General features: G+C 42.5%; 21 protein-coding genes. 6 read left to right on the forward strand and 15 right to left on the reverse strand.

The window, feature by feature from the left end; translation table 11 throughout:
• Window positions 1–8 precede the first annotated feature (8 nt).
• The 3 genes from H9Y05_RS09475 (at window position 9) to H9Y05_RS09485 (ending at window position 3,482) form a co-directional block, all read left to right on the forward strand.
• On the forward strand, window positions 9–782 hold the full coding sequence (locus tag H9Y05_RS09475) for a TatD family hydrolase (protein WP_216714141.1): 774 nt from the start codon (window positions 9–11) through the stop codon (window positions 780–782).
• A 50-nt stretch (window positions 783–832) separates the two neighbouring features.
• Window positions 833–1,723, forward strand: coding sequence for a hypothetical protein (locus tag H9Y05_RS09480; RefSeq protein WP_216714142.1), 891 nt, complete (start codon window positions 833–835; stop codon window positions 1,721–1,723).
• A gap of 121 nt (window positions 1,724–1,844) precedes the next feature.
• On the forward strand, window positions 1,845–3,482 hold the full coding sequence (locus H9Y05_RS09485; RefSeq protein WP_216714143.1) for an MFS transporter: 1,638 nt from the start codon (window positions 1,845–1,847) through the stop codon (window positions 3,480–3,482).
• A gap of 2 nt (window positions 3,483–3,484) precedes the next feature.
• Here the strand turns inward: H9Y05_RS09485 and H9Y05_RS09490 are convergent, their stop codons facing one another.
• Both H9Y05_RS09490 and H9Y05_RS09495 read right to left on the reverse strand, forming a co-directional pair.
• Complete coding sequence (locus H9Y05_RS09490; protein ID WP_216714144.1) at window positions 3,485–4,864, reverse strand: T9SS type A sorting domain-containing protein; 1,380 nt, start codon at window positions 4,862–4,864, stop codon at window positions 3,485–3,487.
• A gap of 176 nt (window positions 4,865–5,040) precedes the next feature.
• Window positions 5,041–7,410, reverse strand: a complete 2,370-nt coding sequence (locus H9Y05_RS09495; RefSeq protein WP_216714145.1) for a M14 family zinc carboxypeptidase — start codon at window positions 7,408–7,410, stop codon at window positions 5,041–5,043.
• Window positions 7,411–7,698: 288 nt separating this feature from the next.
• Here H9Y05_RS09495 and mnmA point away from each other — a divergent pair, with 288 nt between their 5' ends.
• Window positions 7,699–8,877 (forward strand): tRNA 2-thiouridine(34) synthase MnmA, encoded by a 1,179-nt coding sequence (gene mnmA / locus H9Y05_RS09500; protein WP_216714146.1) that lies wholly within the window; start codon window positions 7,699–7,701, stop codon window positions 8,875–8,877.
• Between the two features lie 97 nt (window positions 8,878–8,974).
• On the opposite strand, the gene rplT is transcribed toward mnmA, so the two are convergent.
• The 4 genes from rplT to thrS all read right to left on the reverse strand — a co-directional run bounded on the left by rplT (window position 8,975) and on the right by thrS (window position 12,231).
• Window positions 8,975–9,322, reverse strand: coding sequence for a 50S ribosomal protein L20 (gene rplT, locus H9Y05_RS09505; RefSeq protein ID WP_163491475.1), 348 nt, complete (start codon window positions 9,320–9,322; stop codon window positions 8,975–8,977).
• Between the two features lie 93 nt (window positions 9,323–9,415).
• Window positions 9,416–9,613 (reverse strand): 50S ribosomal protein L35, encoded by a 198-nt coding sequence (gene rpmI / locus H9Y05_RS09510; RefSeq protein WP_163491476.1) that lies wholly within the window; start codon window positions 9,611–9,613, stop codon window positions 9,416–9,418.
• 113 nt (window positions 9,614–9,726) lie between these two features.
• Window positions 9,727–10,275, reverse strand: coding sequence for a translation initiation factor IF-3 (gene infC / locus H9Y05_RS09515; protein WP_163491477.1), 549 nt, complete (start codon window positions 10,273–10,275; stop codon window positions 9,727–9,729).
• A gap of 12 nt (window positions 10,276–10,287) precedes the next feature.
• A complete protein-coding gene (gene thrS / locus H9Y05_RS09520; RefSeq protein WP_163491478.1) occupies window positions 10,288–12,231 on the reverse strand; it encodes a threonine--tRNA ligase in 1,944 nt (647 codons plus the stop codon).
• A 439-nt stretch (window positions 12,232–12,670) separates the two neighbouring features.
• Here thrS and H9Y05_RS09525 point away from each other — a divergent pair, with 439 nt between their 5' ends.
• Window positions 12,671–13,216: a rhomboid family intramembrane serine protease gene (locus H9Y05_RS09525; RefSeq protein ID WP_163491479.1), complete on the forward strand. Its 546-nt coding sequence runs from the start codon at window positions 12,671–12,673 to the stop codon at window positions 13,214–13,216.
• An 8-nt stretch (window positions 13,217–13,224) separates the two neighbouring features.
• On the opposite strand, the gene H9Y05_RS09530 is transcribed toward H9Y05_RS09525, so the two are convergent.
• The 6 genes from H9Y05_RS09530 to ccoS all read right to left on the reverse strand — a co-directional run bounded on the left by H9Y05_RS09530 (window position 13,225) and on the right by ccoS (window position 19,102).
• Window positions 13,225–13,647, reverse strand: coding sequence for a FixH family protein (locus tag H9Y05_RS09530; protein ID WP_216714147.1), 423 nt, complete (start codon window positions 13,645–13,647; stop codon window positions 13,225–13,227).
• A gap of 34 nt (window positions 13,648–13,681) precedes the next feature.
• Window positions 13,682–15,076, reverse strand: coding sequence for a cytochrome c oxidase accessory protein CcoG (ccoG, locus tag H9Y05_RS09535; protein WP_216714148.1), 1,395 nt, complete (start codon window positions 15,074–15,076; stop codon window positions 13,682–13,684).
• 66 nt (window positions 15,077–15,142) lie between these two features.
• The gene (locus H9Y05_RS09540; protein WP_163491482.1) at window positions 15,143–16,558 is read right to left on the reverse strand and encodes a cbb3-type cytochrome c oxidase N-terminal domain-containing protein; all 1,416 of its coding nucleotides are present in this window, start codon (window positions 16,556–16,558) and stop codon (window positions 15,143–15,145) included.
• The gene (locus H9Y05_RS09545; protein WP_163491483.1) at window positions 16,555–16,761 is read right to left on the reverse strand and encodes a CcoQ/FixQ family Cbb3-type cytochrome c oxidase assembly chaperone; all 207 of its coding nucleotides are present in this window, start codon (window positions 16,759–16,761) and stop codon (window positions 16,555–16,557) included. The genes H9Y05_RS09540 and H9Y05_RS09545 overlap by 4 nt, the downstream gene beginning before the upstream one ends.
• A gap of 6 nt (window positions 16,762–16,767) precedes the next feature.
• Complete coding sequence (gene ccoN, locus H9Y05_RS09550; protein WP_163491484.1) at window positions 16,768–18,939, reverse strand: cytochrome-c oxidase, cbb3-type subunit I; 2,172 nt, start codon at window positions 18,937–18,939, stop codon at window positions 16,768–16,770.
• Window positions 18,920–19,102, reverse strand: coding sequence for a cbb3-type cytochrome oxidase assembly protein CcoS (gene ccoS, locus H9Y05_RS09555; protein WP_163491485.1), 183 nt, complete (start codon window positions 19,100–19,102; stop codon window positions 18,920–18,922). The genes ccoN and ccoS overlap by 20 nt, the downstream gene beginning before the upstream one ends.
• Before the next feature lie 511 nt (window positions 19,103–19,613).
• Here ccoS and H9Y05_RS09560 point away from each other — a divergent pair.
• Window positions 19,614–22,358 (forward strand): M43 family zinc metalloprotease, encoded by a 2,745-nt coding sequence (locus H9Y05_RS09560; protein WP_163491486.1) that lies wholly within the window; start codon window positions 19,614–19,616, stop codon window positions 22,356–22,358.
• Between the two features lie 104 nt (window positions 22,359–22,462).
• On the opposite strand, the gene murB is transcribed toward H9Y05_RS09560, so the two are convergent.
• From murB to H9Y05_RS09575, 3 genes are all read right to left on the reverse strand, one after another.
• On the reverse strand, window positions 22,463–23,473 hold the full coding sequence (gene murB, locus H9Y05_RS09565; RefSeq protein WP_216714149.1) for a UDP-N-acetylmuramate dehydrogenase: 1,011 nt from the start codon (window positions 23,471–23,473) through the stop codon (window positions 22,463–22,465).
• 152 nt (window positions 23,474–23,625) lie between these two features.
• Window positions 23,626–25,911 (reverse strand): cation:proton antiporter domain-containing protein, encoded by a 2,286-nt coding sequence (locus H9Y05_RS09570; protein ID WP_163491488.1) that lies wholly within the window; start codon window positions 25,909–25,911, stop codon window positions 23,626–23,628.
• A 27-nt stretch (window positions 25,912–25,938) separates the two neighbouring features.
• A complete protein-coding gene (locus H9Y05_RS09575; protein ID WP_216714150.1) occupies window positions 25,939–26,334 on the reverse strand; it encodes a hypothetical protein in 396 nt (131 codons plus the stop codon).
• Window positions 26,335–26,444: the final 110 nt, after the last annotated feature.

The raw sequence follows: 26,444 nt of genomic DNA on the forward strand, positions 1-26,444 counted from the left end.
GCTCCCACATGTTCATCGATACGCACACCCATTTATTTTCCGAGGCATTTAATGAAGACCGCAACGAAGTTGTAAAACGTGCCGTTGACAATGGTATTACGCAGCTGTTGCTCCCCAATATCGATGTCGCATCCATTCAACCCATGTTTGACCTGGCTGCGCAATTTCCAGACAACTGCCTGCCGATGGTCGGATTACACCCCGGTTCTGTGGGTGCAGATGTGGAAAAAGACCTTTCGATTATCAAAGAGGCACTTTACACGCATCGGGAACAATGTATTGCTGTTGGCGAAATCGGTATGGACCTCTACTGGGATAAAACATTTGTCGCGGAACAGGAATATGCGTTCCGGGAGCAAATTCAGTGGGCGAAAGACCTCCAGCTACCTATTGCCATTCATGCAAGGGATGCATTTGATGAAATTTTTTCCGTATTAGATGCACTCAATGACGATCGGCTCACAGGAGTTTTCCATTGCTTTACAGGGACCTATGAACAAGCTCAGCACGCATTGTCATATAGTGGTTTCAAACTCGGAATCGGAGGAGTTGTTACCTATAAAACATCGGAATTACCTGAAGTACTTAAACGCATTGATTTACAACACATCATACTGGAAACAGATTCTCCGTTTTTACCCCCTGTCCCTTATCGTGGAAAACGGAATGAAAGTGCTTACCTGCTTCATGTGGCTGAAAAATTAACGGAGGTATACGGGGTTACACAAGCGGAAATTGCCGCAATTACCACTAAAAATGCCCGGGAACTATTTCATCTTTAACACATTCATCTGTTACTTTTTATAAGTATACCGTTATAATAAGAAACAGAATGCGTTTCATTTCCAACTACTTTTTATTGGGATTATGCTGCTTCCTGGCTCGTACAGGCACCGCTCAGCAAACGGCCCGGTTTCATTCGCTGTGCAATCAGGCCTGTGAAGCATTGGAACACGGAATGGTTGACCACGCTTATGTCTTACTGACAGAAGCATTTGCAATTCCGATTCCTCCTAAAGCGGCTGATTACCTGAACATGGCCAAATGTTATTCTCAACAGAACGAAGCGGACTCAACAGAAAAGTACATTTACCTGGCAATGGAACGGAATCCAAAAATCCGGGGAATCATCCGCATACACGGTTTGTGGTTTGAACCGATCGTCGGGGTCGGGAAATGGGACGAAATACGGGAAAAAACAAGAAGTTCTGTCACACTTTCCAACGAAGCTCAACGGGTTGTAAATGAACTCAGCACCATTGACTCGCTCAACACCCGGTTTTATAAACGGTTCCGGTCGGAGGCAAATCCATGGGAACCCGTGGATACGGCTGCACTCCATGCCAGTTGGGACAGTGTATTTCAGGAAGCACTTAGAAATGCTCCGAAACTGGATAGTATTCTCCTGAGTTTGCCCGACTCTCTGTTGATTCACCCGGCTGTTGAAGAAACATTCATGATTCTGGATAATTCTCTCCGGGCGGACTATTGGAAACCGCGAAAATACATGTATGAGGAGCTAATCCGAAAAGGGTTTACAACACCGGATATCCTGGCACTTATTTATACCGAAGAAAAGTTCGGAAATGACAGTATGTTCGACGTGTTCAACAAACCAGGTGAAAACGCATTGTTTTTCATTGAATATGGTCTTATAGCAAATCTGTACACTCATTCGTATCGCTTGTTGAATCTATGGAATTACGATGAAAAAGAAAACTGACCTGTTCCATCTTCCACCGGAGAAAGAACGATATGAACAATACTTACCCAATAAATAAATCCGGATTCCTATTGTTCATTTCTCAAAGCTTTGTATTTTCATCACTTCTTAAAAACTAGCTATGAATCAATTGGTGAACGAGAGTAATCAACACACAAATAACGGAGCCCTTACTACACTTACAACGGTCTTTTTTTTCTGGGGATTTATTGCTTCCGGAAATACCGTGTTCATTCCTTTTTGTAAAGAATATTTCGGATTGGATCAATTTCAAAGCCAGTTAGTTGATTTTGCATTTTATGGCGCCTATTACCTGGGAGCACTCACTTTATTTTTGATCAGTTCGTCAAAAGGAAAAGATTTAGTGGGTTCCTGGGGGTATAAAAAAACGATTGTCATTGGCTTGTTGTTCTCAGCAATCGGTGCAGGAGCAATGATTTTTTCGGTCTACAACAATGTATTTTCAGGAATGCTATTCGGGCTGTTCATTGTTGCTCTTGGATTTTCCCTGCAACAGACCTCGGCAAATCCGTTTATGATTATTCTGGGGGATGAAAAAACCGGAAGTACCCGCATTACATTGGGTGGAGCTGTAAACAGTTTTGGGACAACGATCGGACCTTTGGTCATTTCACTGGCATTGTTCGGCACAACTGCCGCTATCAGTGATGAACAGATAAAACAACTCGAACTGGATAAAGTCAACATCCTTTACGGTTGTGTAGGACTATTATTTTTAGCGGTTGCATTGCTCTTCCGGTTCTCGAAAAACGTACCGGAGGGAAAGATAGCAGAGGAACATTCAGAAAAGCTGTCTGAAAAAAAGGCGATCACCAGTTTACTGGTCATCACCGGGCTACTGATTGTTTGTTTTGCTCCTGTATTCTACAGTTACAGCGACCGTTTTAACGGAGATGAGAAACATGCGGAGCAAATACGGATTATCGGATGGCTGGCCGGTCTCTTAGTAGTTATATCCGGAATTCTCTTCACCTATTTCAAAGGTTCTAAAATCAAACACGGATGGGGAGCCATGCAGTATCCTCAGCTGACATTGGGAATGCTGGCGATTTTTATCTATGTCGGCGTCGAGGTATCTATTGGCAGCAACCTGGGAGAACTACTCAAAGAAGACCACAAGATTGATGGTTCCGGTATCGCGCCTTTTGTTTCCATGTACTGGGGGAGTCTGATGATCGGGCGCTGGACGGGTGCCATCGCCGCTTTTAATCTTAGCGCATCAAGTCAACGTTTTTTACGCTTCATTGTCCCGTTGATTGCATTTGGAATCATTATGGGGATCAGCAAACTGTGGGGATACAATGTAGAGCCACTGAACTGGTATATTATCTGTGTTCTTTTCCAAATCATTGCATTTTACCTCACCCAGGACAAACCCGCATTAACGCTTGGCGTGTTCGGTATTTTAGGTGTCGCGGCCATGATCATAGGTATCCGGACAAGCGGTATCGTTTCAATTTACGCCTTTCTGAGCGGAGGGTTATTCTGTTCCATTATGTGGCCCTGTATTTTCTCATTGGCGCTCGGCGGACTCGGAAGGTATCAAACACAGGGATCCGCGTTTCTGGTGATGATGATCCTGGGAGGAGCGATTATTCCTCCTTTGCAAGGAAAATTAGCTGATATTTTTACGATTCAATCTTCATTTATCGTAGGCATCTTTTGCTTTGCTTACCTGGCATTTTTTGCTTTTGCAGTAAAGCGGATTCTCACAAAACAAGGAGTGAATTTTGAGTAAGTTTATTCGACAATGACCGGGTAGCTCCGCCCCTTGCTCCGGATGATATAATACCCTTTATCCAGCGTACTGACATCGATCTGAACGAATGTTTTACTCGCATTCACAACCATCGTTTTACCGGTAACATCTTGTCCCAACAGGTTTAAAACGCGAATTTTCCCTACATTTTCTCCCCGGACAGATAATATACCGGAAACAGGATTGGGAAATAATTCAACAGGCTTCCCTTCTATATTCACGGCAACAATATTCGAATAGGTATAATTCCCGTCGAAATCGGTTTGTTTAAGCCGGTAATAGGAAACGTCATTCAACGGATTTTCGTCAAATTCTTCGTACTGCAGCTCTGCATGAGAGTTTCCTGCAGCCGCTCTTCGGACTACCTGCTCCCAGTTATATCCGTCAGCACTTCGTTCAATCACAAAATAATCAGTGTTAATTTCAGTTGCCGTTCTCCAGCGGATACGTACCTCATCGTTTTCCTGTTGCGCTTCAAAACTCAGGAGTGTAATTGGCAAAATAACAGCCGAAATAGTATTGTAGGCTACAAAAGCGACATCACTGTTTGGTGTCAATATATGTTGAAAGCGTGCGATGCTTGTATAATTGGAAATTGTAATTCCCAGGTCGGCAAAATCAAATGCCAACAGGCGAAGATCCCTTGTTCCGGCAGTTGATGCACCGCAGGCACCTCCCAATGTATAAAATTTCCAGTAAGGACGCGCAACGGCAGAAACAGCTGAGAAATTAACATCTACTTCCGTTCCGACCAGGACATTTGACGCATTTAAGAAGCGGAATTTGTCCCACACCGAACTATTCAGATCGCCGGTTTGCGTCACAACAATGTCCGGTACACCATCTCCTATTGACGCAGGGTCGATCATTGAAACAGTGTATCCGATAGTTCCTCCGATATTGAATACAGCTGTCGACAAATCCAATCCGTTCTGTCCGTCCGTCAGGTAAGATGAAACATTCCCTCCGAAAGGAGGAGTAACCGCCGGGTAGCATCCGTTTGCTGCCGGAGTCGTACTAAAACCTCCGTATTGTCTTCCAAGCCCGATAACAGCGCTGCTGCTGCTTCCCGATACAGTTGCGGGCATTGCGTTAAAATTGAGCGGGACAAAAGTAATTCCATTTGCCGTCAGCGCAGCGTTGTTGACACCTGTTGACCACACGGTAGATCCGGTTCGGAATGCGATCAGGTTCTGCGTGGCAACATCTACGGAAACAGGAGAAGATGTCGAACTTGTAAAATAACCTGAATGATCGGTGTAAATGCGCGTAACCGGGGTCTGGGAAAGGCAGGTAATGCCTGTATGCAATAACATTAGTATTCCAATCAGGAAGCGGGTGTAAGTGATGTACTTTTTCATGTAAATGGTTCCTTTGCGGAGCAACAAAAGTACCCTTTTTGAACCGAAATACCAAAAAATGGTTTTAACAATGGCAAAACCGCCTCAAATATGAAAACATTTACACACAATAAAGCGCCTGAAAATCATTTAAAAAGACTTACAGACGCTTTATCTGTAAATTGATCAGTTAGCGATTATTTCCCAATGACCAACTGGTGAATTGACGTTCCGTTTTCTCCTGAAATTTTCACCAAATATGTTCCGGTAGAAAGCGAAGTAACATCCAGTTGTTCAGCTTCTGCAGAAGTAACGGTGGCTTGATGAACAACAACACCTCTCAAATCTGTTACTTCAACACGGTCATTGATTGTTCCTCCTTTGATGTACACCAATCCTGACGAAGGATTCGGATAAACAATCAAATTATTTTTCTCTACTACAGAAAGACCAACCCCGGGTTCTACAGGTGCTTCAGCTTCTTTCACAAGAATTTTAAACTCATCAAAATAAAACCCGTCGTTTCTGACGCCTCCGTCGGATTCCAGTATAAAACGAACATGAATTGTTTCCCCGATGTAGTCGCTTAAACTGATTTCTTCCGCCACCCAATTAGCCTGTGTTCCATCCCATACCGGCTCGTTATCAGGCTGAACAGAGTTATTGGCAGCTGACCCCGCATTGGTATATAAACCGCATTGTCCGATCCAGGAAGTTCCCCCGTCCAATGAAACCTGGAATTGACAGTAGTCATAATCTGCTTCAACCTCCCACTGTGCGTAGAATGTGACTTTAGCAGACGCTGCATTTGTCAGGTCAATCGGATTGGAATACATCATCGTACGCGTCGTGTTGTTTTGGTAATCAGCTCCCGGAGAATCGGTAATTGAACGGGACGGTGAATAATATTTTGCCGTTGTCGTATTCCAGTTTCCGGTCCAGTTGGTTGTGCTTTCTCCATTTTCGGATACCACTTCATCCATTGCCGCACCCGATCCGTAAATCTTTGTGATGGTATCCCGTTGCACCCAGTTTCCGTCATCGGTTGTCAATACATACTTTATTTCGTCTCCGTCCTGGATACCGGTCGTCAACACATAAGAAATCGTTCCATCATCTGTTCCTGTAGCTGCCAGGTTGTACACAACGGGAGTTCCAACACTCTGGATATTCAGCAACGGTTCCAACGATACGGTTGCCGGTCCGTTTTCTCTTCCCAGACGTTTAATTGTGTGGTGAAAATTCCCGGTTGTTGTCGTCACGGAGATCGGATCGTCTTCGTTTACAATGTAATATTTATGGACCATGTGCGCCAACCCTAAATTGACAAACAGCATTTCCTGACAGGTCGGAATAATTTCTGAACTTGCCGGCCAGAAGCTTCCGCCAATCTCCGGCGTCATCGCAAAAATGGTATCCTTCACTCCTACTCCCACATCTACTTTGTACATGTAATCATCCGAATCACCTGAAGCAGGATATAAACCACTACTTTTAGTTGCTTCAAATCCATTATACTGAGTCAGGTGATCACCCAATGCCTGGAAGTAATCGTGGTGGTCAGCATACTCTTCAGCAGTCGTTCCAATCGGAAACAACAACATGTCTCCATACGTGTGTGCATTCAATGCTGCTCTCACCGGCAGGTTTTGTACCAACCAGCGCATTGCTTGTGTTTCCGGTTCAGAAAAAGCGCTTGTCCCCGGATAGGTGTCATTGTTTTGATTGGTACTCACACCAGTTGTTCCCCATCCGTAGGAATAATTCCGGTTAATGTCCACTCCTTTATTGGTGGAACCGATATTGGGATTCCTGTTTTTCCGGTGCATTCCTCCTCCGTTCGGATCAGTTGTCTCATTATAAATGTAACCGTCCGGGTTTAAGCACGGCACAAAAAGCATTTGTGTATGATCAACCAGGTACTTGACTTCCGGGTTATTGTTATAATTTTCCAGCAGATACCACATGTAATAAATCAGCTGGGACATACTCATTGGTTCACGGGCATGGTGAATAGCAGAATACAACAACATCGGATCTCCGTCATCTGTATTCGGATTATTGGAAATCTTTACCTGGTAAATCGGTCGGTTTTCCCATGTCAGGAAAGTGTGAATCGGTGCCTTCACAGAAATGAGGTTGGGATACAACGCAGCCATTTCATCCAGTTCCTGTAACATTTCATTGTATTTGTAATATCCTCCGTAGGTTGAAGAAACCTGGAAATTTTCCGGAACTGTGTTTGTATTTCCGGTCGAGGTCCCGGAGCAACTTGCATTTTTAGGTTGTGCAGGATAAGAATTCTGTTGAACATAGTATTTTTTTACATCGTCAATCACCACTTCGTACTGGTAATTTAATGCCGCCACACGCTGAATATCCTGCTCGGACAAATCGGTAATAATGAACTGTCCGCTTTTCCGGTAACCATGATCCACCGGGATTCCTTCGTTGAACAATTGTACCAAACCATCCCGGTCAGCATAAATTTTTACTTTGGAGAATTTTTGAGCACTGACTGTTGACACAACAAAAAGCACTGCTGCAAAGAGTATTGTTTTCATCATTTATAAGTGTTTGATTCATGTGAAATTACAAAAAAAATAAACACATTCATGAAAAAACACCTTTTTAATAACTACTGCCAGGACACATACATTTAAAATTTTTCACGCTAATTTCTTTAATGATTTACATAGAAATGGCTCGCCAAGCCGCTAAGTCCCAAAGGTATTGGTTTATTCATATTGCGTCTTTGCGAGAACAGGTTAAATGAGTTAAAAAGTAAATGCGTTTGCTATGTAACTACTGCGATTCAATTATTTTATTTCCTCGAAAAAGTGTAATTTTGCACTATGAAAAGAGTGGTTGTAGGACTATCAGGAGGTGTAGATTCAAGTGTTACTGCACATTTATTGATTCAGCAGGGATATGAGGTAATCGGGATGTTCATGCGCAACTGGCATGATGAGTCCGTAACGCTTTCGGATGAATGTCCGTGGATCGATGATTCCAATGATGCCTTGTTGATTGCCCAGCAATTAAATATCCCTTTTCAAGTCATTGATTTAAGTAAAGAATACAAAGAGCGAATCGTCGATTACATGTTCAGCGAATATGAAGCCGGAAGAACTCCCAATCCGGATGTACTGTGCAACCGGGAAATAAAATTTGATGTATTCCTCAAAGCGGCAATGGAACTCGGTGCCGATTACGTAGCAACCGGTCATTATTGTCGGAAAATTGAACACGAAGACGGAACATTCGGATTACTGGCAGGAAAAGATCCGAACAAGGATCAATCTTATTTCTTATGTCAGTTGAGTCAGGAACAATTGGCCAAAGCACTGTTTCCGATCGGTGAATTACTGAAATCGGAAGTACGTGAGATTGCAAGTGAAATTGGGCTGGTCACTGCGGATAAAAAAGATTCGCAGGGCTTGTGTTTTGTCGGAAAAATCAGTTTACCTGTCTTTTTACAACAACAATTGGCTCAAAAGAAAGGTAATATTGTAGAAATCCCGGATACGCTTCCACAGTTTTCGACGTATCATTCACTCGCAAGGACAGAAGAGAATTTAGAGCAACTGGTTGAACCGTTTACATTCCACGAAAGTGACGGAATAAAAGTGCACGAACACATCGGGGCACATTACTATACGATTGGTCAGCGCAAGGGACTGCACATCGGCGGACGACCAAACCCTTCGTTTGTGATCGGGATCGATACAGCGACCAATACCGTTTATACAGGGCAGGAAGAAACGCATCCCGGCCTGAACAGAATTGCTTTGTTTATTGCCAATGATGAGATCAATTACATCAACAGCAAATACATATTGAACACTGGAGATTCTTTGACTTGTCGTGTGCGGATTCGTTACCGTCAACCATTACAGAATGCTACCTTGTACAAAAAAGAAGACGGGTTGTACATTCTGTTTGATGAGCTTCAGAAAGGAATCACTCCGGGACAATTTGCTGCGTTTTACCTGGGCGAAGAATTGATCGGTTCGGGTGTGATCATGTATTGATCATTGGTTCCCGTTTTTTATTTCATTCAGCACTTACTCCACAAAAAAAGTCCTCCGGGTTGCGAAGGACTTTTTACTATATAGAGAAAATTATTACTTATTTTTTTACAGCGTTAACAACTGCTTTGAAAGCTTCAGGGTGGTTCATTGCTAAATCAGCAAGTACTTTGCGGTTCAACTCGATTCCACTTTTGTTAACAGCTCCCATGAATTGAGAATAGCTTAATCCATTCTGACGTGCACCTGCGTTGATACGCGCGATCCACAATGAACGGAAGTTTCTTTTCTTTTGTTTACGTCCGACGTATGCATATCCCAACCCTTTTTCAACGGCGTTTTTTGCTACTGTCCAAACATTTTTTCTGCGTCCAAAGTAACCTTTGGCAAGCTTCATCACGTTCTTACGACGTGCTCTTGAAGCAACATGATTTACTGATCTTGGCATAATTTTTAAGTTTTTTGATAAAAAGTGCGTTGTTATTTCAAACGACTTAGTTACTCATTACCGGGTTAAACAATTAATAAACCTTGGGGTTGATTATTTCAATCCCAATTGTAATTTAACATTTGACTCGTCAGACGGGTGAACCAATCCGGCGTATGTCAAGTTACGCTTTCTTTTTGTCGACTTCTTAGTTAAGATGTGACTTTTGAATGCGTGTTTTCTTTTGATTTTACCGCTTCCAGTAACTGTGAATCTCTTCTTTGCACTGGATTTAGTCTTCATTTTTGGCATCTCTCTTCAATTTTAAAGTTACCTCTATATAGCTTCTTTTAATTATGAATTATTAATTATCAAAGGTCAAGTACATAAATTGTACACTTGATAAATTAATAACTCATACTTTTTTATTTCTTTTTCGGGTTGATCATAATGGTCATTCGCTTCCCTTCCAGTTTAGGCATTTGTTCCAACACACCTAAATCGGCCAGTTCCTGTGCAAATTTCAACAACAAGATCTCCCCCCTGTCTTTAAATACAATTGTACGTCCGCGGAAGAACACGTACGCTTTCACTTTACTTCCTTCTTCCAGGAATTTTTTAGCGTGCTCCAGTTTGAAGTTAAAGTCGTGATCATCTGTGTTGGGGCCAAAACGGATCTCCTTGATGACAATCTTACTTTGCTTCGCTTTGAGCTCTTTTTGTTTTCTTTTTTGGTTGTACAAGAACTTCCGATAGTCCATGATTTTACAAACCGGCGGAACGGCATTCGGAGAAATCTCTACCAAATCCAATTCAGCCTCTTCGGCTAAAACCAATGCTTCTCTCACGCTCATGACCTTCGGTTCTTCACCTTCAACGATCAATCGGATCTGAGGAGCAACTATTTTTTCATTAATTCTATGTTCTTCTTTTGGTTCCTGACGAACCGGTTTACCACCTCTTAATTTAGCCATTCAAAAATTAAACTATACGTTAAATACAAGTTCTTGTTCTACCAATTTTTCTACCAAATTCTTAAACTCTTCCATGCTCATTGCACCTAAATCCCCTTCTTTTCGCTGGCGAACGGAAACCTGCTGATTGGCTTCTTCCTGTTCTCCAACAATCAACATAAACGGGATTTTGTTGAGCTCTGCCTCACGTATTTTCTTACCGATTTTCTCGTTTCGGTCGTCAACGGAACCGCGAATATCGTAATTATTTAGGAATTCTGAAACTTTTTCTGCATAAGCATTGTATTTTTCCGAAATCGGAAGAATCGTAAACTGACTGCCAGTCAACCACAAAGGAAAGTCTCCCGCGCAGTGTTCCAGCAATACAGCAACAAAGCGTTCCATGGATCCGAACGGTGCTCTGTGAATCATCACAGGTCGGTGTTTTTGGTTATCTGCTCCGATGTATTCCAATTCAAACCGCTCCGGCAGGTTGTAATCGACCTGGATTGTTCCCAACTGCCACTCACGCCCCAATGCATCCTGCACCATGAAATCCAGTTTCGGCCCGTAAAAGGCCGCTTCACCGTACTCCACAATGGTCGGTAAGTTTTTCTCTGCTGCTGCTTCAATGATCGCACTTTCAGCTTTCTCCCAATTTTCATCACTTCCGATGTATTTGGAAGGATTTTCAGGATCGCGCAGTGAAATCTGTGCTTTGAAATTTTCAAACGACAACGTTTTGAAAATATACAATACCAAATCAATTACTTTCTTGAATTCTTCTTTTACCTGGTCCTGTGTACAGAAAATGTGTGCATCATCCTGAGTAAATCCGCGGACACGTGTCAATCCATGTAATTCACCGCTTTGTTCGTACCGGTAAACAGTTCCGAATTCTGCAAAACGAGCCGGCAATTCTTTATACGAACGTGGTCGTGATTTAAAGATCTCACAGTGATGCGGGCAGTTCATCGGCTTCAACAGGAATTCTTCATTCACATCCGGTGTTTTAATCGGCTGGAATGAATCGGCACCGTATTTCGCATAGTGACCGGAAGTCACGTACAATTCTTTGTTCCCAATGTGCGGTGTAATCACTTGTTCGTATCCTGATTTGCGTTGTGCTTTTTTCAGGAAATTTTCCAGGCGCTCACGCAATGCTGCCCCTTTCGGCAACCACAATGGCAATCCTTGTCCGACAGTCTGTGAGAATGTGAATAACTCCAGTTCTTTCCCCAGTTTTCTGTGATCACGGCGTTTTGCTTCTTCTACTTTTTCCAGGTACTCTGTCAACTCTTGCGCTTTGGGGAATGTGATTCCGTAGATGCGTGTTAACTGCTTGTTTTTTTCGTCACCACGCCAGTATGCTCCTGCAATGGAAGTCAGTTTTACCGCTTTGATAAAACCGGTATTCGGGATGTGCGGTCCGCGACACAGGTCGGTAAAGTTTCCTTGTGTATAAAATGTAATTTGTCCGTCGTCCAACCCTTCTATCAACTCCAGTTTGTACGGATCTTGTTTTTCTGTAAAATAAGCAATCGCATCGGCTTTTGACACTTCTTTACGAACGAACGGGCTTTTTTCCTTTGCCAGTTCTTTCATTTTTTGCTCGATCTTTTCCAGGTCTTTTTCCTGAATGGTATAATCCATGAAATCGACATCGTAGTAAAAACCGTTTGCAATCGGAGGTCCGATCGCCAGTTTGATGCCCGGATAATAGAATTCCAGCGCCTCTGCCATCAGGTGAGCGGACGAGTGCCACATGGTTGATTTTCCATCGGTGTCGTTCCAGGTCAACAACTGCAGCGTGGTATCACCATTGATCGGTGTGTTGGCATCTACAACTTTGTTGTCAATCTTTGCGGCAAGAACATTGCGAGCCAATCCCTCTGAGATGCTCATAGCGACGTCCATAGGAGTGATTCCTTTGTCGTACTGTCTTACCGATCCGTCCGGAAGAGTAATGTTAATCATTGTTATAAAATCTATTATCTGTTTATTTTGGACTGCAAAGATAAGGATACGGATTTTAATATTGATTAAATTATGTGGAAATAATAAGTGGTTAGTGGAGAGTGAATAGTTGAAAGTGGATTAGAGTTGAAAGTGAAGAGCGAGGAACCATTAATTATCAATGCTCAAAACTCCACAACATATAGCATACTGCATTTTGAATGAGGTAGTGTGAAATCAATCATAACATCAGCAAGTCAAAAGGTCATAAAATCATACAGTCATAAAGTCAATGATCAAAGCTTCGCAACAATAGATTTTATTGGCAACACTCGATCATTCATAATTAAAAGGAAGAACTCATTCGCTTTATGGAACGTCTGCTGTTGAAAAGTTTCAAACGGGGGCTTCCGGGTCATTTGGCATTCAATTACCTTTACCGCTAAGAAATAACCGAAATATGAAAATTACATTCAATTCGCCTTTTATACTGACCTTCACGTTATTGGCTATGTTTGTGCTGATTATTAGTCTGAGCATTGGCGGAACGTTGCAGATTCTTGCTCTCAACGGCAATTTTGATTTCACCAACTGGCAATCGTATGTCGGGTTGTTTCTGTATCCGCTCAGTCACGCGGGCATTACGCATTTAACGGCCAACTTCGGAATCATTCTGCTCATTGGCCCGTTGCTGGAAAAACAATACGGGTGGAAAAAATTACTATCGATGAGTGTGATCACGACACTTGCGATCGGAATTGCGCACATTATTTTGTCTGACAGTGGTTTGATTGGTGCCAGCGGATTGGTGTTTTTGTACATTATTCTGGCAAGCTTATCCAATGCCACCAACAAAGAAGTCCCCCTCACGTTTATCCTGGTAGTCTGTCTGTTTTTGGGACAGGAAATTGTCAGCAGTTTCCAGGAAGATCAGATTTCACAACTGGCCCACATCGGAGGTGGATTGATGGCAATCTTATTCCGCTACGTATTCAAATCCGCATAGCACGGCAATTACTTAATCAGAACCGATTGTTTCTGAAGGAAGTTTTTTCCCTCCGTCCAATATTCACATCGGATGTCATACATCCCTTGCTGTAACGTATTGAGCGGAATTAAAAAAACATGCGTCCCTGTTACTGAAAACGACTGATCCAGTTGCTGATTATTTGGTCGCCATAATTTCAACACAATGGAATCAGCTTCAATGTTTTTTGCAAACTGAACAATCAATTGCCCGTCCTGTTGCGAGATGACAAGTGAATCCAGCAATTTTGCCGAATGCATGGCATCAATTTCATGTTGATAGGCAATTTCTTCCTTGTAATACTCTTCACTCACCAGATCTACTTTTTGCCCGGCCAATACAGAGACCAATACACCGATAAAAACGATAAAAAGTCCCATTACGATCATAATTCCTTTTCCCCAGTTCATTTGTTTCTCTTGTTAAATAATTTGTTCCATCCGGTCAGAAAATCGGACCGATGATTTTTACTTTTTCACGGTCAATTCGTTTCCCGTTCCCATACACTTGCAGGTCAAATTCTTTCTTCCCTCCTTTTATTTCACTGAGCGGCAGACGAACGATAAAACGCTCTTTGACGGTTCCTTCAGCCGGCAGAATGAGGTTTTTCACCACCTGCTCCACTTCTCCCTTCTGTCCTTCCGGCAGTTTCAACTCAACTTTATAAACATGGCTTGTCTTATTCACCAGACTGATCTCAAAAATATTGACAACACTTCCCTGGTCAATTCGGTACGTCGTTCCCCGTTGTCGCAGAATAATGCTTTCAAAATCCTTACGGGTGATCATTGCCGTTGCTACCAGACCCAATAACAAAATCAATAATGCAGAATACGCTTTGACACGCGGCGTCCATCTGAAACCGTTTTTTTCAACGATGTTATTTTCCGATTTAAATGCAATCAATCCTTTGGGCAAGCCCACACTTTCCATCATGTGATCGCAGGCATCAATACAAGCAGTGCAGTTAACACATTCCAGCTGTGTTCCGTTGCGAATGTCGATTCCTGTCGGGCACACATGCACACATTGACGACAATCGATGCAATCCCCTTTTCCTGCTGCCGACCGGTCTTCATTCTTCTTGAATTTTGCTCGCTCCTCTCCCCGCACATGATCATAAGAAATCACCATGGAGTTGGCATCAAGCAGTACACCCTGCAGCCTTCCATAGGGGCAGATTGTTGTACAGACCTGCTCTCTTAATTTTGCAAAAACCAGGTAAAAAACGGTGGTAAAAATGACAATTGCAACCAGTCCTCCGACGTGCTCATTCAACGGATCTGTCTGAATTTCCCACAACCTGTCGGAACCAATAATATAAGCCAGGAACGTATTGGCAATGAGGAAAGAAATGACCCAAAAGATCAGGTGCTTGAGAAACTTCTTCCGGAGTTTTTCTTTTGTCCAGGGCGATTCCCGAAGTCGTTTCTGATGGGTATAATCACCTTCAATCCAGTATTCGATTCTGCGAAACAGCATTTCCATGAAAATGGTCTGCGGGCAAACCCATCCGCAAAATAACCTTCCAAAAATGATGGTAAAGAAGATGACAAAGACTATTCCCAATACCATCACCAATGCAAAGATCCAAAAATCCTGTGGCCAAAAGACACTTCCAAACAGAATAAACTTCCGCTCCAGGATATTGAAGAGCAACAGTTGCTTTCCACCGATTTTGAGATGGGGAGCCAAAAAGAGGAAGGCCAAGAGAAAATAGGACACTATTTTACGGTAGTTATAAAATGTCCCACTGGGTTTTTTCGGGAAAATCCAGATGCGTTTCCCTTTGTCATTTACGGTTGCTATATGGTCTCTAAAACCTTCCTCCAAACTCATATCTAATGTCTTTAGATAAAACTCCCCTTCAATTATTTTTTCGTCACACGACGTATTGCAAACATTTTATTGCCGAACGATCTTACCTTCCGGTTCTTTTCCGTTCGCAGCTTCTTTGAAATGCAGAATGTAAGACGCGACCTGCTGAATCTGTGTCGGCTTCAATTTAGAAGCATGTTCCGGCATCCCGTTCGACGTTCCGTACTTCACAACTCCGAATACTTCTTTGATGTCGTACCCGTATATCCATGTATTATCCGTCAGGTTCGGACCGATTTTACCGGATCCGTCTTCCAGGTGACAAGCCACACAGTTTACATCAAACAAAGCTTTCCCTTGTTTCAGGTCGTTTTCATCTTCCAACAATTCTGCTGTTGTCTCATCAACATTCATCGCCATTTTAACCAGGTATGCTTCGACCTCTTTTTGTTTCGCGATCATGTCTTTCTCGTATGCGGTGGTCTGCAAATCCCCTGTTCCAAGAATGTGAAAATGGAATACATACACCACTGCAAACACGATTGTTGCGTAGAATCCCCAGACCCACCAAGGTGGCAGGTTGTTATCCAACTCCCGGATTCCATCGTATTCGTGGTGCAGGAGGATTGTATGTTCTTCTTCCAGATCAACAGCATCTGTCAGTACCTTATTCAATTTCTTCGTTACCGGCGATTTGATTGCTTTTTCTTTCGGTGTCCGCACCATCCTCATGAAGTTCATGAACATACTTCTCAGGTAGAACACAACTCCCAGCAACACCAGGTCAATCGCCAGGAAGAAATACAAATCCTGATTTTCCACCAACAGCCACGGCTGTCCTTCTTCCGCCATTCCGGGACGGTTGAATGTAAGTGCAAATAATTCATTTCCGGCAAATAAGAAACCAACCAGCAGAAGAACCGATAACAGTGTTGATCCCCCGTCTTTTTTCTTCGCGATTCGCTCCTTGAAATAATCGGATTTAATCAATGTAGAAATGGACCCTGAAAGCACGATGATTGCCAGCAATAAAATGATTGTCAAAGTAATGAACCAGTAGAAAATCGTGAGGTTTTTCTGGTAATTCGGCACGTATTTGATTTCCACCTTTTTTTCTGTTCCTTCCGGGACATCTGCTGTGGGTTCCGGAGCCGGCGTCCACGCATCAATGTAGTCAAAGACGGCTTTGATTTCTTCTGTCGACAACGGCTGCGGATCCATTGTTGTCGGAGAAAAATCTTTGATGGCATTCGCCATGGTACTTTTCCCGGATGTGATCAGCGCATTGGAATTTTTCACCCACTCAATCAACAAATCTCCCTCTCCTGCCGCTTCCCATTTGGCGCGTACTCCGACCAGGTCAGGTCCTGTTGATTTTTTACCGAGGGTATGACAGGTAAAACATTTTTTAAACAACTGTTCTCCATTTTGAGCGGCAACACTACCTATGTGAATCAAACATCCGATCACCACAACCAGTTTAAACAAACTTCTCCTTTTCATTGCTTTTCATTTTCTTGATGAAACGTACTTCCTTCCTCAACATCCATCGGGATATTGCTCAACTCTTCTACCTCTGCTTTCGACATCCGGATCACTCTGGTCAGAACAATCGTAAAAAACAGTACGAAAATCAGTAGTGAGATCATCGGGTAAATATCAATCCCCTCAATGGTCGTCAAATTGTGTTTTATAAATCGTAACATAAGCTTCTATTTTGGTACGTCACTCGCTTTAATATCTGTCCCCAATCGTTGCAGGTAAGCAATCACAGCAACAATTTCTTTTTTCTCAATGTCTTTGATCAAGTCTTCTTTGTTGACATTTTTCAATACTTCCGGTTCAAAATTGTTAACAATGTCCTCCGCAATGGTGCGCGCTTGTTTTTTCAAATCAGCCACCGCCTGGTTTGCGTACCCATCTTTGTAGGGCACATTCAATTTCTGCATGGCTTCTATTTTCTTCGCAGTCAAAGAAATATCCAGGTCATCTGTTCTCATCCACGGGTATGCCGGCATAATGGAACCTTCGGATACATCTTTCGGACGGATCATGTGTTCGTAGTGCCACAAATTGCTTCGCAATCCTCCTTCCCGTGCCAAATCCGGACCGGTACGTTTGGATCCCCACTGGAACGGGTGATCGTACACAAATTCTCCTGCTTTTGAATATTCGCCATACCGGACCGTTTCAAAACGCAACGGACGAATCATCTGCGAGTGGCAGTTGTAACAGCCTTCCCGGATGTAAATATCGCGTCCTTCCAATTCCAGTGGTGTGTATGGCTTCACACTCGAAATCGTTTTTACATTGGATTTCACCACCATAGTCGGTACGATTTCAATAATTCCCCCGATCGCCACAACGATGATGCTCAGGATCATGAACTGAACCGGCTTGCGCTCAATTCTTCTGTGCCAGTATTCTCCTTTTGAGGATACTTTCAGGTTCTTGGTAACAGTTGCCTCTGCAGGCTCTTCCGCCTGGAATGAACCTTGTCGCGCTGTTTTGATCAGGTTGTAGAACATCATGACCGTTCCGACAATGAACAACAATCCTCCGATTGAACGCAACACATAGTACGGCCGCAGTGCCTCAACTGTTTTCAGGAAGTCTCCGTTGACCAATGTTCCTTCCGGTGTAAAGTCCTGCCACATTAAGCCTTGCACAAATCCGGCAACATACATCGGAATCGCATACAAGATTACCCCCAACGTAGCGATCCAGAAATGTTGATTCGCCATTTTCTTAGAGTACAACTCTGTGCGGAACATTTTAGGGAACAGCCAGTAGAGCATTCCGAAGGTTAGCATCCCGTTCCACCCCAGTCCGCCAACGTGCACGTGTGCAATTGTCCAATCGGTAAAGTGAGAAAGCATGTTCACATTTTTCAGGGATAACAACGGTCCTTCAAATGTCACCATCCCGTAACATGTCAAGGCAACCACCATGAATTTCAGCGTTACATTGTCACGCACTTTGTCCCATGCCCCACGCAATGTCAGTAACCCGTTGAGCATTCCTCCCCAAGACGGAGCGATCAGCATGACAGAGAACACGACTCCTAAACTTTGCGCCCAGTCGGGAAGGGAGGAATACAACAAATGGTGAGGTCCAGCCCAGATATAGATAAAAATAAGTGCCCAGAAGTGAATAATGGATAAACGATACGAATATACCGGACGTTCAGCCGCCTTGGGAACGAAGTAATACATCAACCCCAGGTAAGGCGTTGTCAGGAAAAATGCGACCGCGTTGTGACCATACCACCATTGTACCAACGCATCCTGTACCCCTGCGTACCAGGAGTAGCTTTTCAGGAATGAAACCGGCAATTCAAATGAGTTGAAAATGTGCAAAATAGCTACCGCCACGAATGTTCCGATGTAGAACCAGATGGCCACATAGAGATGCTTCACCCTTCTGACCAGAATGGTCGCAAACATGTTCCATCCGAACACGACCCACAGAACCGTAATCGCGATGTCAATCGGCCATTCCAGCTCCGCATATTCTTTAGAGGATGTGATTCCCAGCGGAAGCGTTAGTACTGCTGAAAGAATGATCAACTGCCATCCCCAGAAGTTAATGTAACTCAACTTATCACTCCACATCCGGGTTTTCAGCAGTCGTTGAAGGGAGTAATAGACCCCTGTAAAAATCCCGTTCCCCACAAATGCGAAAATCACGGCATTGGTGTGCAACGGCCGGATACGTCCGAAGGAAAGTACTTTAAATCCTAAATAGTCATTAAAAAACTGCGGGAATGCCAATTGCAAGGCAACAATTAATCCCACAAGCATACCTGTAATCCCCCAAATAATGGTGGCATAAGCAAAATACTTAACAATTTTGTTGTCGTAATTAAACTTCTCTACTTCCATCTTCTTCTTCTTTTGTTTCGTTACTTTCGTCTTCAAAAAGAATTCTTACGGATGGTGCATAATCATCTTCGAACTGATTATTTTTTACTGCCCAGATAAAACTTATCAGGAAGAACAGTGCAATCAGCAAACTAACTACCAGCATCACGTAAATAATTCCCATGGTGCAAATGTCATGAGATTGTCATAGAGAAAATATGAGCCGGATAGGGTAAAAACATGATTTATGTCATGTTTTTACCACCGGACAAAACCGACACACTATTCCGTTATAAAACAAATGATTACTCTTTTCACAGGTAGCACAGCTATTTGAAAGAACCGGTGACGGATAAGCCCATACAGGGCATGAACATATCCTGGTATTGCATCATCCGGGATTTCAAAAAATACGGTCTATATATAAGGTATATAAAATAAGGAAATTACGTCCAAAAAACACGTAACACATCAGTTGAAAATAACAACCGTTTAATCAATAAAAACACACCATAAAGCAATTGTTAAAAAACCTACGCTTTTAAAATTTACTTTAGTCAGGTGATAATGAACTGCATTATGAATAAAAACGACTGTTTTTACTACAATCTAAAAACAATATTTTTATGAAATGGTGTTGAATTCATTTCCAAAATGAAAAAGTTTTGTATTTTTAACGCAAATTTAATGTAATTATGAAGAAACTATTATACTCATTTGCAGTTGTTTTGTTTGCTGGAAGTGGTGTTATGGCACAACAATTCTCATGTGCTACAGACCATTATCATCAACAGTTGGTGGAGAAAGACCCCTCTTTAGTTAAAGACCTTAAGCAGTTAATTGCCAACGGTTATGTTGAAAAAGCAGATGAAGATGATTCCACAGTTTTTGTGATTCCTGTCGTTTTCCATATCATTCATCAATACGGTGTTGAGAATATTCCGGATGCGAATATTTTTGATGCGATGACGGTATTGAATCGCGACTACAGCAAGATGAATGCTGACACAAACACTGTTGTTTCAGTGTATGACACATTGATTGCTAACGCGAAAATCCAGTTTAAACTTGCGGCTTATGATCCGTGGGGAAATTGTACAAACGGTATTGACCGTATTTATTCACATGAAACATACATTGGAGACAATTTTGTAAAAATGAACCAGTGGGACCGTTCCCGTTATCTGAACGTTTGGATCGTGAACAGCATGGAGTCGGGAACAGCAGGTTATGCCTTGTATCCGACAGATGTGAATGGTTTGGGCTACTGGTTAGACGGAATCGTTCTTCGTTACAACTATATCGGGAGATTATCACCGGGAAGTGAGTTCAATTCACGAGCGTTGACACACGAAGTAGGCCACTGGTTGGCGTTGCCTCACGTTTGGGGAAGCAACAACAATCCGGGAATTGCTTGTGGAGATGACGGTATCAATGATACACCAAGAACAAAAGGACATACGGACTGTACAGACCCGATCAGTATTGTTTGTGACGTGAATAACTTAGCAGCTGCTACATATGATTTCAGAAACGTTACAACAACTTCCGGTGCGATTGACACAACTGCACCTCCGACTCAAGTAATCATAAATACTAAACGAATCGAATTCAGCAACTTTGAAGCAATCGGAGTTTCAACGAATTCAACTGCTGATAGTGTTTTCTCCTTTACAGGTTGGGGAACAGGTGCAGCGGACGGAGAAACAGACTTTGCAAACCTGACAGGTACAATTAATACAGGTAAATATTATGAATTTACTGTTACTCCTCAATTTCTTCAAGGACTTACACTCTCTGAAATCACATTTGATGCAGGAAGAAATGATGAAGGGGCACGAACATTCGTGGTTCGCTCCAGCGTGAATAACTTCAGTTCTAACTTAACAGCAACGACAACTCCACCGACACACCCTGAGTTAGCTGTACAGGCTGGAAATGTATTCTTCATTAAAAATGATGCTGACAACTCGTTCTCCGGAGCAAAAATAACATTGTCAGGAGCGAATTATACAGAGTTTCACGACCCGATTACATTCAGAATCTATGCATACAATGCTGAAAGTACTGCCGGAACATTTGAAATTGACAATGTGAACCTGGTTGGTACATATGGAACAATTGAGAACGTTCAAAACTATTTGGAGTATTCTTACTGTTCAATGATGTTTACACCCGGACAAAAGAAAGTAATGAGACATGCATTGCAAGGTACAGACGGTCAACGTAAGAACCTGATCACAGCTGCAACACATGAAGCAACAGGTATTGATTTGACAACTCCTCCGGTATGTATTCCTACTGTGGATATTACTTCAGACCGTAAATTCGTATGTGTGGGGCAAGCAGTTGCATTCCAGGATAAATCATACAACGGACCTGTTACGTTCCGTGAGTGGACATTCCAGGACGGAACACCAGCAACAAGTACTGCTGCAAATCCATCTGTTTCTTTTAACTCGTTCGGAAGAAAAGCTGTAACACTTACTGTTGGAAATGCTTCCGGACAAGTTACAAAAACATTTACGCACTACATCGATGTTCAGGAAGACTGGGCTGCTTATACAGGACCGAAATCATTTGACCTGGAGCCGGCAAACCAATACCAGGAGTTGCGTTATGTAAACGATGGTGATAACTTCAGCAAGTTTGAACCGGCAGGTACAGGATTTAACAGTAGCCGTTCTGTAAAATTAACGACATACAAAGATATTTCAAACGCATTGCCAGGAACACAAGAGTCTCGTTATTATAACAACCTTGGAGGACAGGTAGACGCGATTATCACACCTACGTTCGATTTGAGACATACAAGCGGTGTTACATTCTCGTTTGATTATTCGTATGCGACAAACGCTGTACAAACAGCAGACATGACTGAAAACATCAAAGTATATTATTCAAGAGGATGTAGTGAAACATGGGTTCCATTGGGAACAACAACACAACATACGATCTCAGGAGCGGCGTTGGCAAGTGCAGGATTTGCAGGAAGTATCAACTTTACTCCAGCATCAGCAAGCGATTGGAAAAGCTTCTCTCGTCCGTTTAATGCAACTTCTGCCGATAACAAAACACGTTTCAAAATTGAGTTTACAGCATCTGATTATTCAAACAACCTGTTCATTGATAACATCATGATTGGCGGAACACTCGGTTTAGCGGATGATTTTACATCTGAGCACGAACTGGTTATTTCTCCAAACCCGATTGTAAGCGGAAATGCTTTGAATATTCAATACGTAGCGGGGAACGAACCGATCACATTTACATTGAGAAACCTTCAAGGTGAAGCAATCACTTCAGAGGTGAGAAACGAAGTAAATCAACCGGTATCATTCGGATTTGAAATTTCTGAAAACATTGCTGCAGCATACTACTTCCTGGAAGTAAAATCTGCAAGTTCAACAACAGTCAGAAAAATTGCTGTTATTAAATAATAGTTATCTTCAATACATTAAAAAGAGGGGTTCAAAAATTGAACCCCTCTTTTTTGTATCATCTCAGCAAATTCTCCGCTTCAAAAAAACAGCAACAAACACAATCAGATAATATTCACTTCTCTTTCCAATGTTACCCCGAACAGCTGTCGGACACTTTCAATGATTTGCCTGGATAAATGGTAAATTTCGTTCCCGCTCGCACCTCCGTAGTTCACCAGTACCAAGGCCTGTAATTTATGCACGCCGTATTGATCAAATGTTTTTCCTTTCCATCCTGCTCGTTCAATCAACCAACCTGCGGCAAGCTTGATCATTCCTTCTCCCGCAGGATAAGAGGGAATATCGGGAAACGTTGCTTTCAACTGCTCATAGTGCGTTATTGCGATAACAGGATTTTTAAAAAAGCTTCCTGCATTTCCGATTTCTTTCGGATCGGGTAATTTACTCTTTCGGATTGCGATCACAGCGTTGCTGACATCCTTGATTGTCGGAGAAGTGATTCCTTGTTTTTTCAGTTCTTCTTCAATCGCTCCATAACTTGTATTGAGTTGGTGTGTCCTGGAAAGTTTATATGTCACATTTAAAATAACGTATTGATTTTTGTACTTGTTTTTGAAAACACTTTCCCTGTATCCGAATTCGCAATCTTTGTTGTAAAAAGTATGAATCTCACCGGTTGCGATGTGGTAGGCTTCCAGGGAGTGGAATACATCCTTTATTTCCCTTCCGTAAGCACCGATATTCTGCATCGGGCTGGCTCCTACATTCCCGGGAATCAGGGACAGATTTTCCAATCCACCGAGGTTCAACCCGATTGTTCGGATCACAAAGGAATGCCAGTTTTCTCCTGCCCCTGCCTTCACATATACACTATCCCCTGCCTTTTCTGCAATTTCAAATCCGAGGATTTCATTTTTCAGAATCAGTCCTTCAAAATCTTTTGTAAACAAGACATTACTCCCACCTCCGAGAATCATAAAGGGAATACCTTCTTCTTTTTGAGACAAAATCAGCTTCAGTTCATCAACAGACGAAAATACCGCAAATTGCGCAGCTTTCACAGCAATACCAAATGTAGTGCAGGAGGTAATATCTATATTGTTCTTAATCATACTATCAAAAGTATGGATTAGTTCAAATAAAGTCGGAAAAAACAGTTTGTTTTACTAACAATTCACCGTTAGTTAGGGCCCCCATCTATGCATAGAAAACGCCCTCCCATTAACCGGAAGAGCGTTCAAAGCAATTACTAAAATGTCTATTGTTACACTTTATCGGCCATCACCAGGGTAGACGGAATATCGGAAAGCCATATACTCTTTGTATCGAGTAATTTTTTCCAACTCTCAATGCTGATAATCATCAAATCCTGTTGTGCAAGGAAATTCTTATCAATGGTTTGTTGATTCAGCAGTGAAATATGGTTGGGTGCAAACTGCTCAATCGCGCGGATTGCTTCCTTGATTCCCGGATTATTTTTGATCTCACCGGCAGCATCCAGAATAACGACCTGTGCACCGGAATTGTGAATCAGTTTTTGAGCGTACGTAATCAGGTGTGCATCTTTGGGGCTGAAAATGGGCACAAAGACGTTATCCGATCGGTTAAATCCTTTATCGATCAGAATCCCGACAGGGATCTGCGATTTCGAAAGAATCAGTCGCGTATCGTCATCCAGTGGTGATTGATCAAACATATTTTCCTTCCCGGTAACAGTATTCAGAATTGTTTCCGGATTGACGATCCGGGTAGTAAAGCCCAGAATTTTCCCCAAAAGTGTTCCTTCAAAGATGGATTGCCCCAATTCGATTAATAATAAGTCATAATTTCCTTTGTGGGCTACATTTGTAATTTCATCATCAATGCTTCCACCGGAGACTTTAAACAACGTTGTCACCTTTTGATTCAGGTGTTCTGACTCATCCGTGATCGGTGTGAAGTATTCTTTTTCGTATTCTTCGTCATCGTGCGGATGGAGTTCATTTTTCGGTGCCAGGTGCATTGCTGTAATTGCTGCATTTCCTTCCAGCTTTCGGGTCAGTGAATTGGCCAGCCTGAACAATGATCTTCCTGATTCCGGTTCTCCGAATGAAAACAGAATCTTATATTTTCCTGCATCCTTCAACCCACTGAGCTCTTCCTCTTCTGCCGGAGAAGACCGAAAGAACCAGTTGATCACATCCAGTGCCGGGCCAGTCATAAATGTTGTTGTAAGTGCCATAATCACCAACATTGCAAAGATTTCCGGAGACAATACTCCCAGATCATATCCGATGTTGAGAACCACCAATTCCATCAATCCTCTGGTGTTCATCAGTGCTCCGATCGTCAGGCTGTCTTTCCAGCTCTGCCCGACGAATTTTGCAGCGATGGCACTCCCGACAAACTTCCCGACAACCGCTACCAGGATAATAATTCCCGTCATTTTCCACAACGACCATTCATTCAACAGCCCGATTTCGGTCCGCAATCCTGTAAATACAAAGAACAAAGGCAGTAACAATACCAGGGCCACATCTTCTACCTTTTCCACAAAAATGTGTCTGAATTTCGCATTTTCAGGCATGATTGCACCTGCCATGAATGCTCCGAACAGTGCATGAATTCCGATGACTTCCGTTGCGTAGGAAGAGATGATCAAAACCAGGAAAAAAATGGCAACAATCGGTTTGGTCAAACTTGCTTTGGTGCTATACAAATCGCCGATCCGCTTCAAAAACGGACGTACGACTTTAATCATGAGCAACACATACACAATGGCAAGACCGATCACATATAATGAACTGACAAACGAACCTGCCTTCACAATTGCAATCACTGCAGCAAGTAAACACCACGCAGTAATATCATCTGCCGCCGCACATGTAATCACAATGGTTCCCAATCGTGTTTTGTGAATTCCCCGTTCCTGTACAATCCGAGCCAAAACGGGAAATGCCGTAATACTCATTGCAATGCCGACAAAGAGTGCAAACGAGGTAAATTTCACATTTGCGGGAGCAAAGGAATCATAGACAAAATATGCCAATCCGATTCCCAGTGCAAATGGTATAATAATGCTGGCATGGCTGATCACCACCGCATCGTGCGCTTTATTTTTCAACACCTTCAAATCCAACTCCATACCAACAATGAACATAAACAAGATCAAACCAATCTGGCTTAAAAACTGGAGATTTCCCAACGATTGCTCGGGGAAGAGCGCCTGTGAAAATTCGGGGAAATACATTCCAACCAATGATGGACCCAGGACAATCCCGGCAATCATCTCTCCAATCACTGTCGGTTGCCCTATTTTGGTGCAAATCCACCCGAAAAGTCTTGCCACCAATACAATGGTTACAATCTGTGCCAGTAAAAGTGCCAGCGGATGCTGTAAATTATGTGTCAGTGTATCTAAGAAATCCTGCCATTGCCCTTTTCCTGTTAACTTGACCGCGATGTCTCTCCCGATCTCCAGTTTGGCTCCAAGAATCAGAATCCAGTAAATTAATACTGAAAATCCTCCGATTGTACCGATATAGAAAAAACTGTTTCTAAATCTTCTCATATACTATCTGATTTTAATTTAAAACTTTTATTTAAACTTGTATCCTATCCCCACCCCTATTGTCCAGCGCCCGTTTCTACTTGCAGTTTTTGCGTTGTAGTAGAATGGTACCTGGAAAGCTATCTTCTTACAGATATAAGTTATTCCTCCACCTAAGTTGGGTGTCACAGGTGCGTTTTTAGGGGTGGACGTATCTTCTTTCAATCGCAAAGAAGGCAGCATCCCGAGTACGACCTTGTGTTTGCCCTTTGTAAAACTAATATTGGGTCCTAAAAAATTCAAATAGGCTCCCCTGTCAACATATCCGGCGACTACGATTCCTTCAAAAACCGCAATTTCAACTTTTTTAGATGCTTCCTGTGCAAACGCATCTGACCATCCGAACAGGAACAAAAATAAGAAAAGGAAATAGCGAAAATTCATCTGAAAAAAAATTATTTCAACAAAGATGAAAACTCGCCAGAAAATAAAAATTGACCCCGAAATGAATCGCGCGTAAAATGTAATAAAGAAGAGAAAAATTGTAACAAAAA

The organism is Taishania pollutisoli, from assembly GCF_014518315.1.
Lineage (GTDB): Bacteria > Bacteroidota > Bacteroidia > Flavobacteriales_D > Crocinitomicaceae > Taishania > Taishania pollutisoli.

Excerpts from the sequence above, each read along its gene's own strand:
- infC (WP_163491477.1), bottom strand. The coding sequence starts at position 10,275 with ATGGCTAAATTAAGAGGTGGTAAACCGGTTCGTCAGGAACCAAAAGAA.
- H9Y05_RS09495 (WP_216714145.1), bottom strand. The coding sequence starts at position 7,410 with ATGATGAAAACAATACTCTTTGCAGCAGTGCTTTTTGTTGTGTCAACA.
- H9Y05_RS09530 (WP_216714147.1), bottom strand. The coding sequence starts at position 13,647 with ATGAACTGGGGAAAAGGAATTATGATCGTAATGGGACTTTTTATCGTT.
- murB (WP_216714149.1), bottom strand. The coding sequence starts at position 23,473 with ATGATTAAGAACAATATAGATATTACCTCCTGCACTACATTTGGTATT.
- H9Y05_RS09490 (WP_216714144.1), bottom strand. The coding sequence starts at position 4,864 with ATGAAAAAGTACATCACTTACACCCGCTTCCTGATTGGAATACTAATG.
- H9Y05_RS09525 (WP_163491479.1), top strand. The coding sequence starts at position 12,671 with ATGAAAATTACATTCAATTCGCCTTTTATACTGACCTTCACGTTATTG.
- H9Y05_RS09545 (WP_163491483.1), bottom strand. The coding sequence starts at position 16,761 with ATGTTACGATTTATAAAACACAATTTGACGACCATTGAGGGGATTGAT.
- H9Y05_RS09485 (WP_216714143.1), top strand. The coding sequence starts at position 1,845 with ATGAATCAATTGGTGAACGAGAGTAATCAACACACAAATAACGGAGCC.
- H9Y05_RS09540 (WP_163491482.1), bottom strand. The coding sequence starts at position 16,558 with ATGAAAAGGAGAAGTTTGTTTAAACTGGTTGTGGTGATCGGATGTTTG.
- H9Y05_RS09570 (WP_163491488.1), bottom strand. The coding sequence starts at position 25,911 with ATGAGAAGATTTAGAAACAGTTTTTTCTATATCGGTACAATCGGAGGA.
- ccoG (WP_216714148.1), bottom strand. The coding sequence starts at position 15,076 with ATGAGTTTGGAGGAAGGTTTTAGAGACCATATAGCAACCGTAAATGAC.
- H9Y05_RS09475 (WP_216714141.1), top strand. The coding sequence starts at position 9 with ATGTTCATCGATACGCACACCCATTTATTTTCCGAGGCATTTAATGAA.
- rplT (WP_163491475.1), bottom strand. The coding sequence starts at position 9,322 with ATGCCAAGATCAGTAAATCATGTTGCTTCAAGAGCACGTCGTAAGAAC.
- ccoS (WP_163491485.1), bottom strand. The coding sequence starts at position 19,102 with ATGGGAATTATTTACGTGATGCTGGTAGTTAGTTTGCTGATTGCACTG.
- thrS (WP_163491478.1), bottom strand. The coding sequence starts at position 12,231 with ATGATTAACATTACTCTTCCGGACGGATCGGTAAGACAGTACGACAAA.
- H9Y05_RS09560 (WP_163491486.1), top strand. The coding sequence starts at position 19,614 with ATGAAGAAACTATTATACTCATTTGCAGTTGTTTTGTTTGCTGGAAGT.
- H9Y05_RS09480 (WP_216714142.1), top strand. The coding sequence starts at position 833 with ATGCGTTTCATTTCCAACTACTTTTTATTGGGATTATGCTGCTTCCTG.
- ccoN (WP_163491484.1), bottom strand. The coding sequence starts at position 18,939 with ATGGAAGTAGAGAAGTTTAATTACGACAACAAAATTGTTAAGTATTTT.
- H9Y05_RS09575 (WP_216714150.1), bottom strand. The coding sequence starts at position 26,334 with ATGAATTTTCGCTATTTCCTTTTCTTATTTTTGTTCCTGTTCGGATGG.
- mnmA (WP_216714146.1), top strand. The coding sequence starts at position 7,699 with ATGAAAAGAGTGGTTGTAGGACTATCAGGAGGTGTAGATTCAAGTGTT.
- rpmI (WP_163491476.1), bottom strand. The coding sequence starts at position 9,613 with ATGCCAAAAATGAAGACTAAATCCAGTGCAAAGAAGAGATTCACAGTT.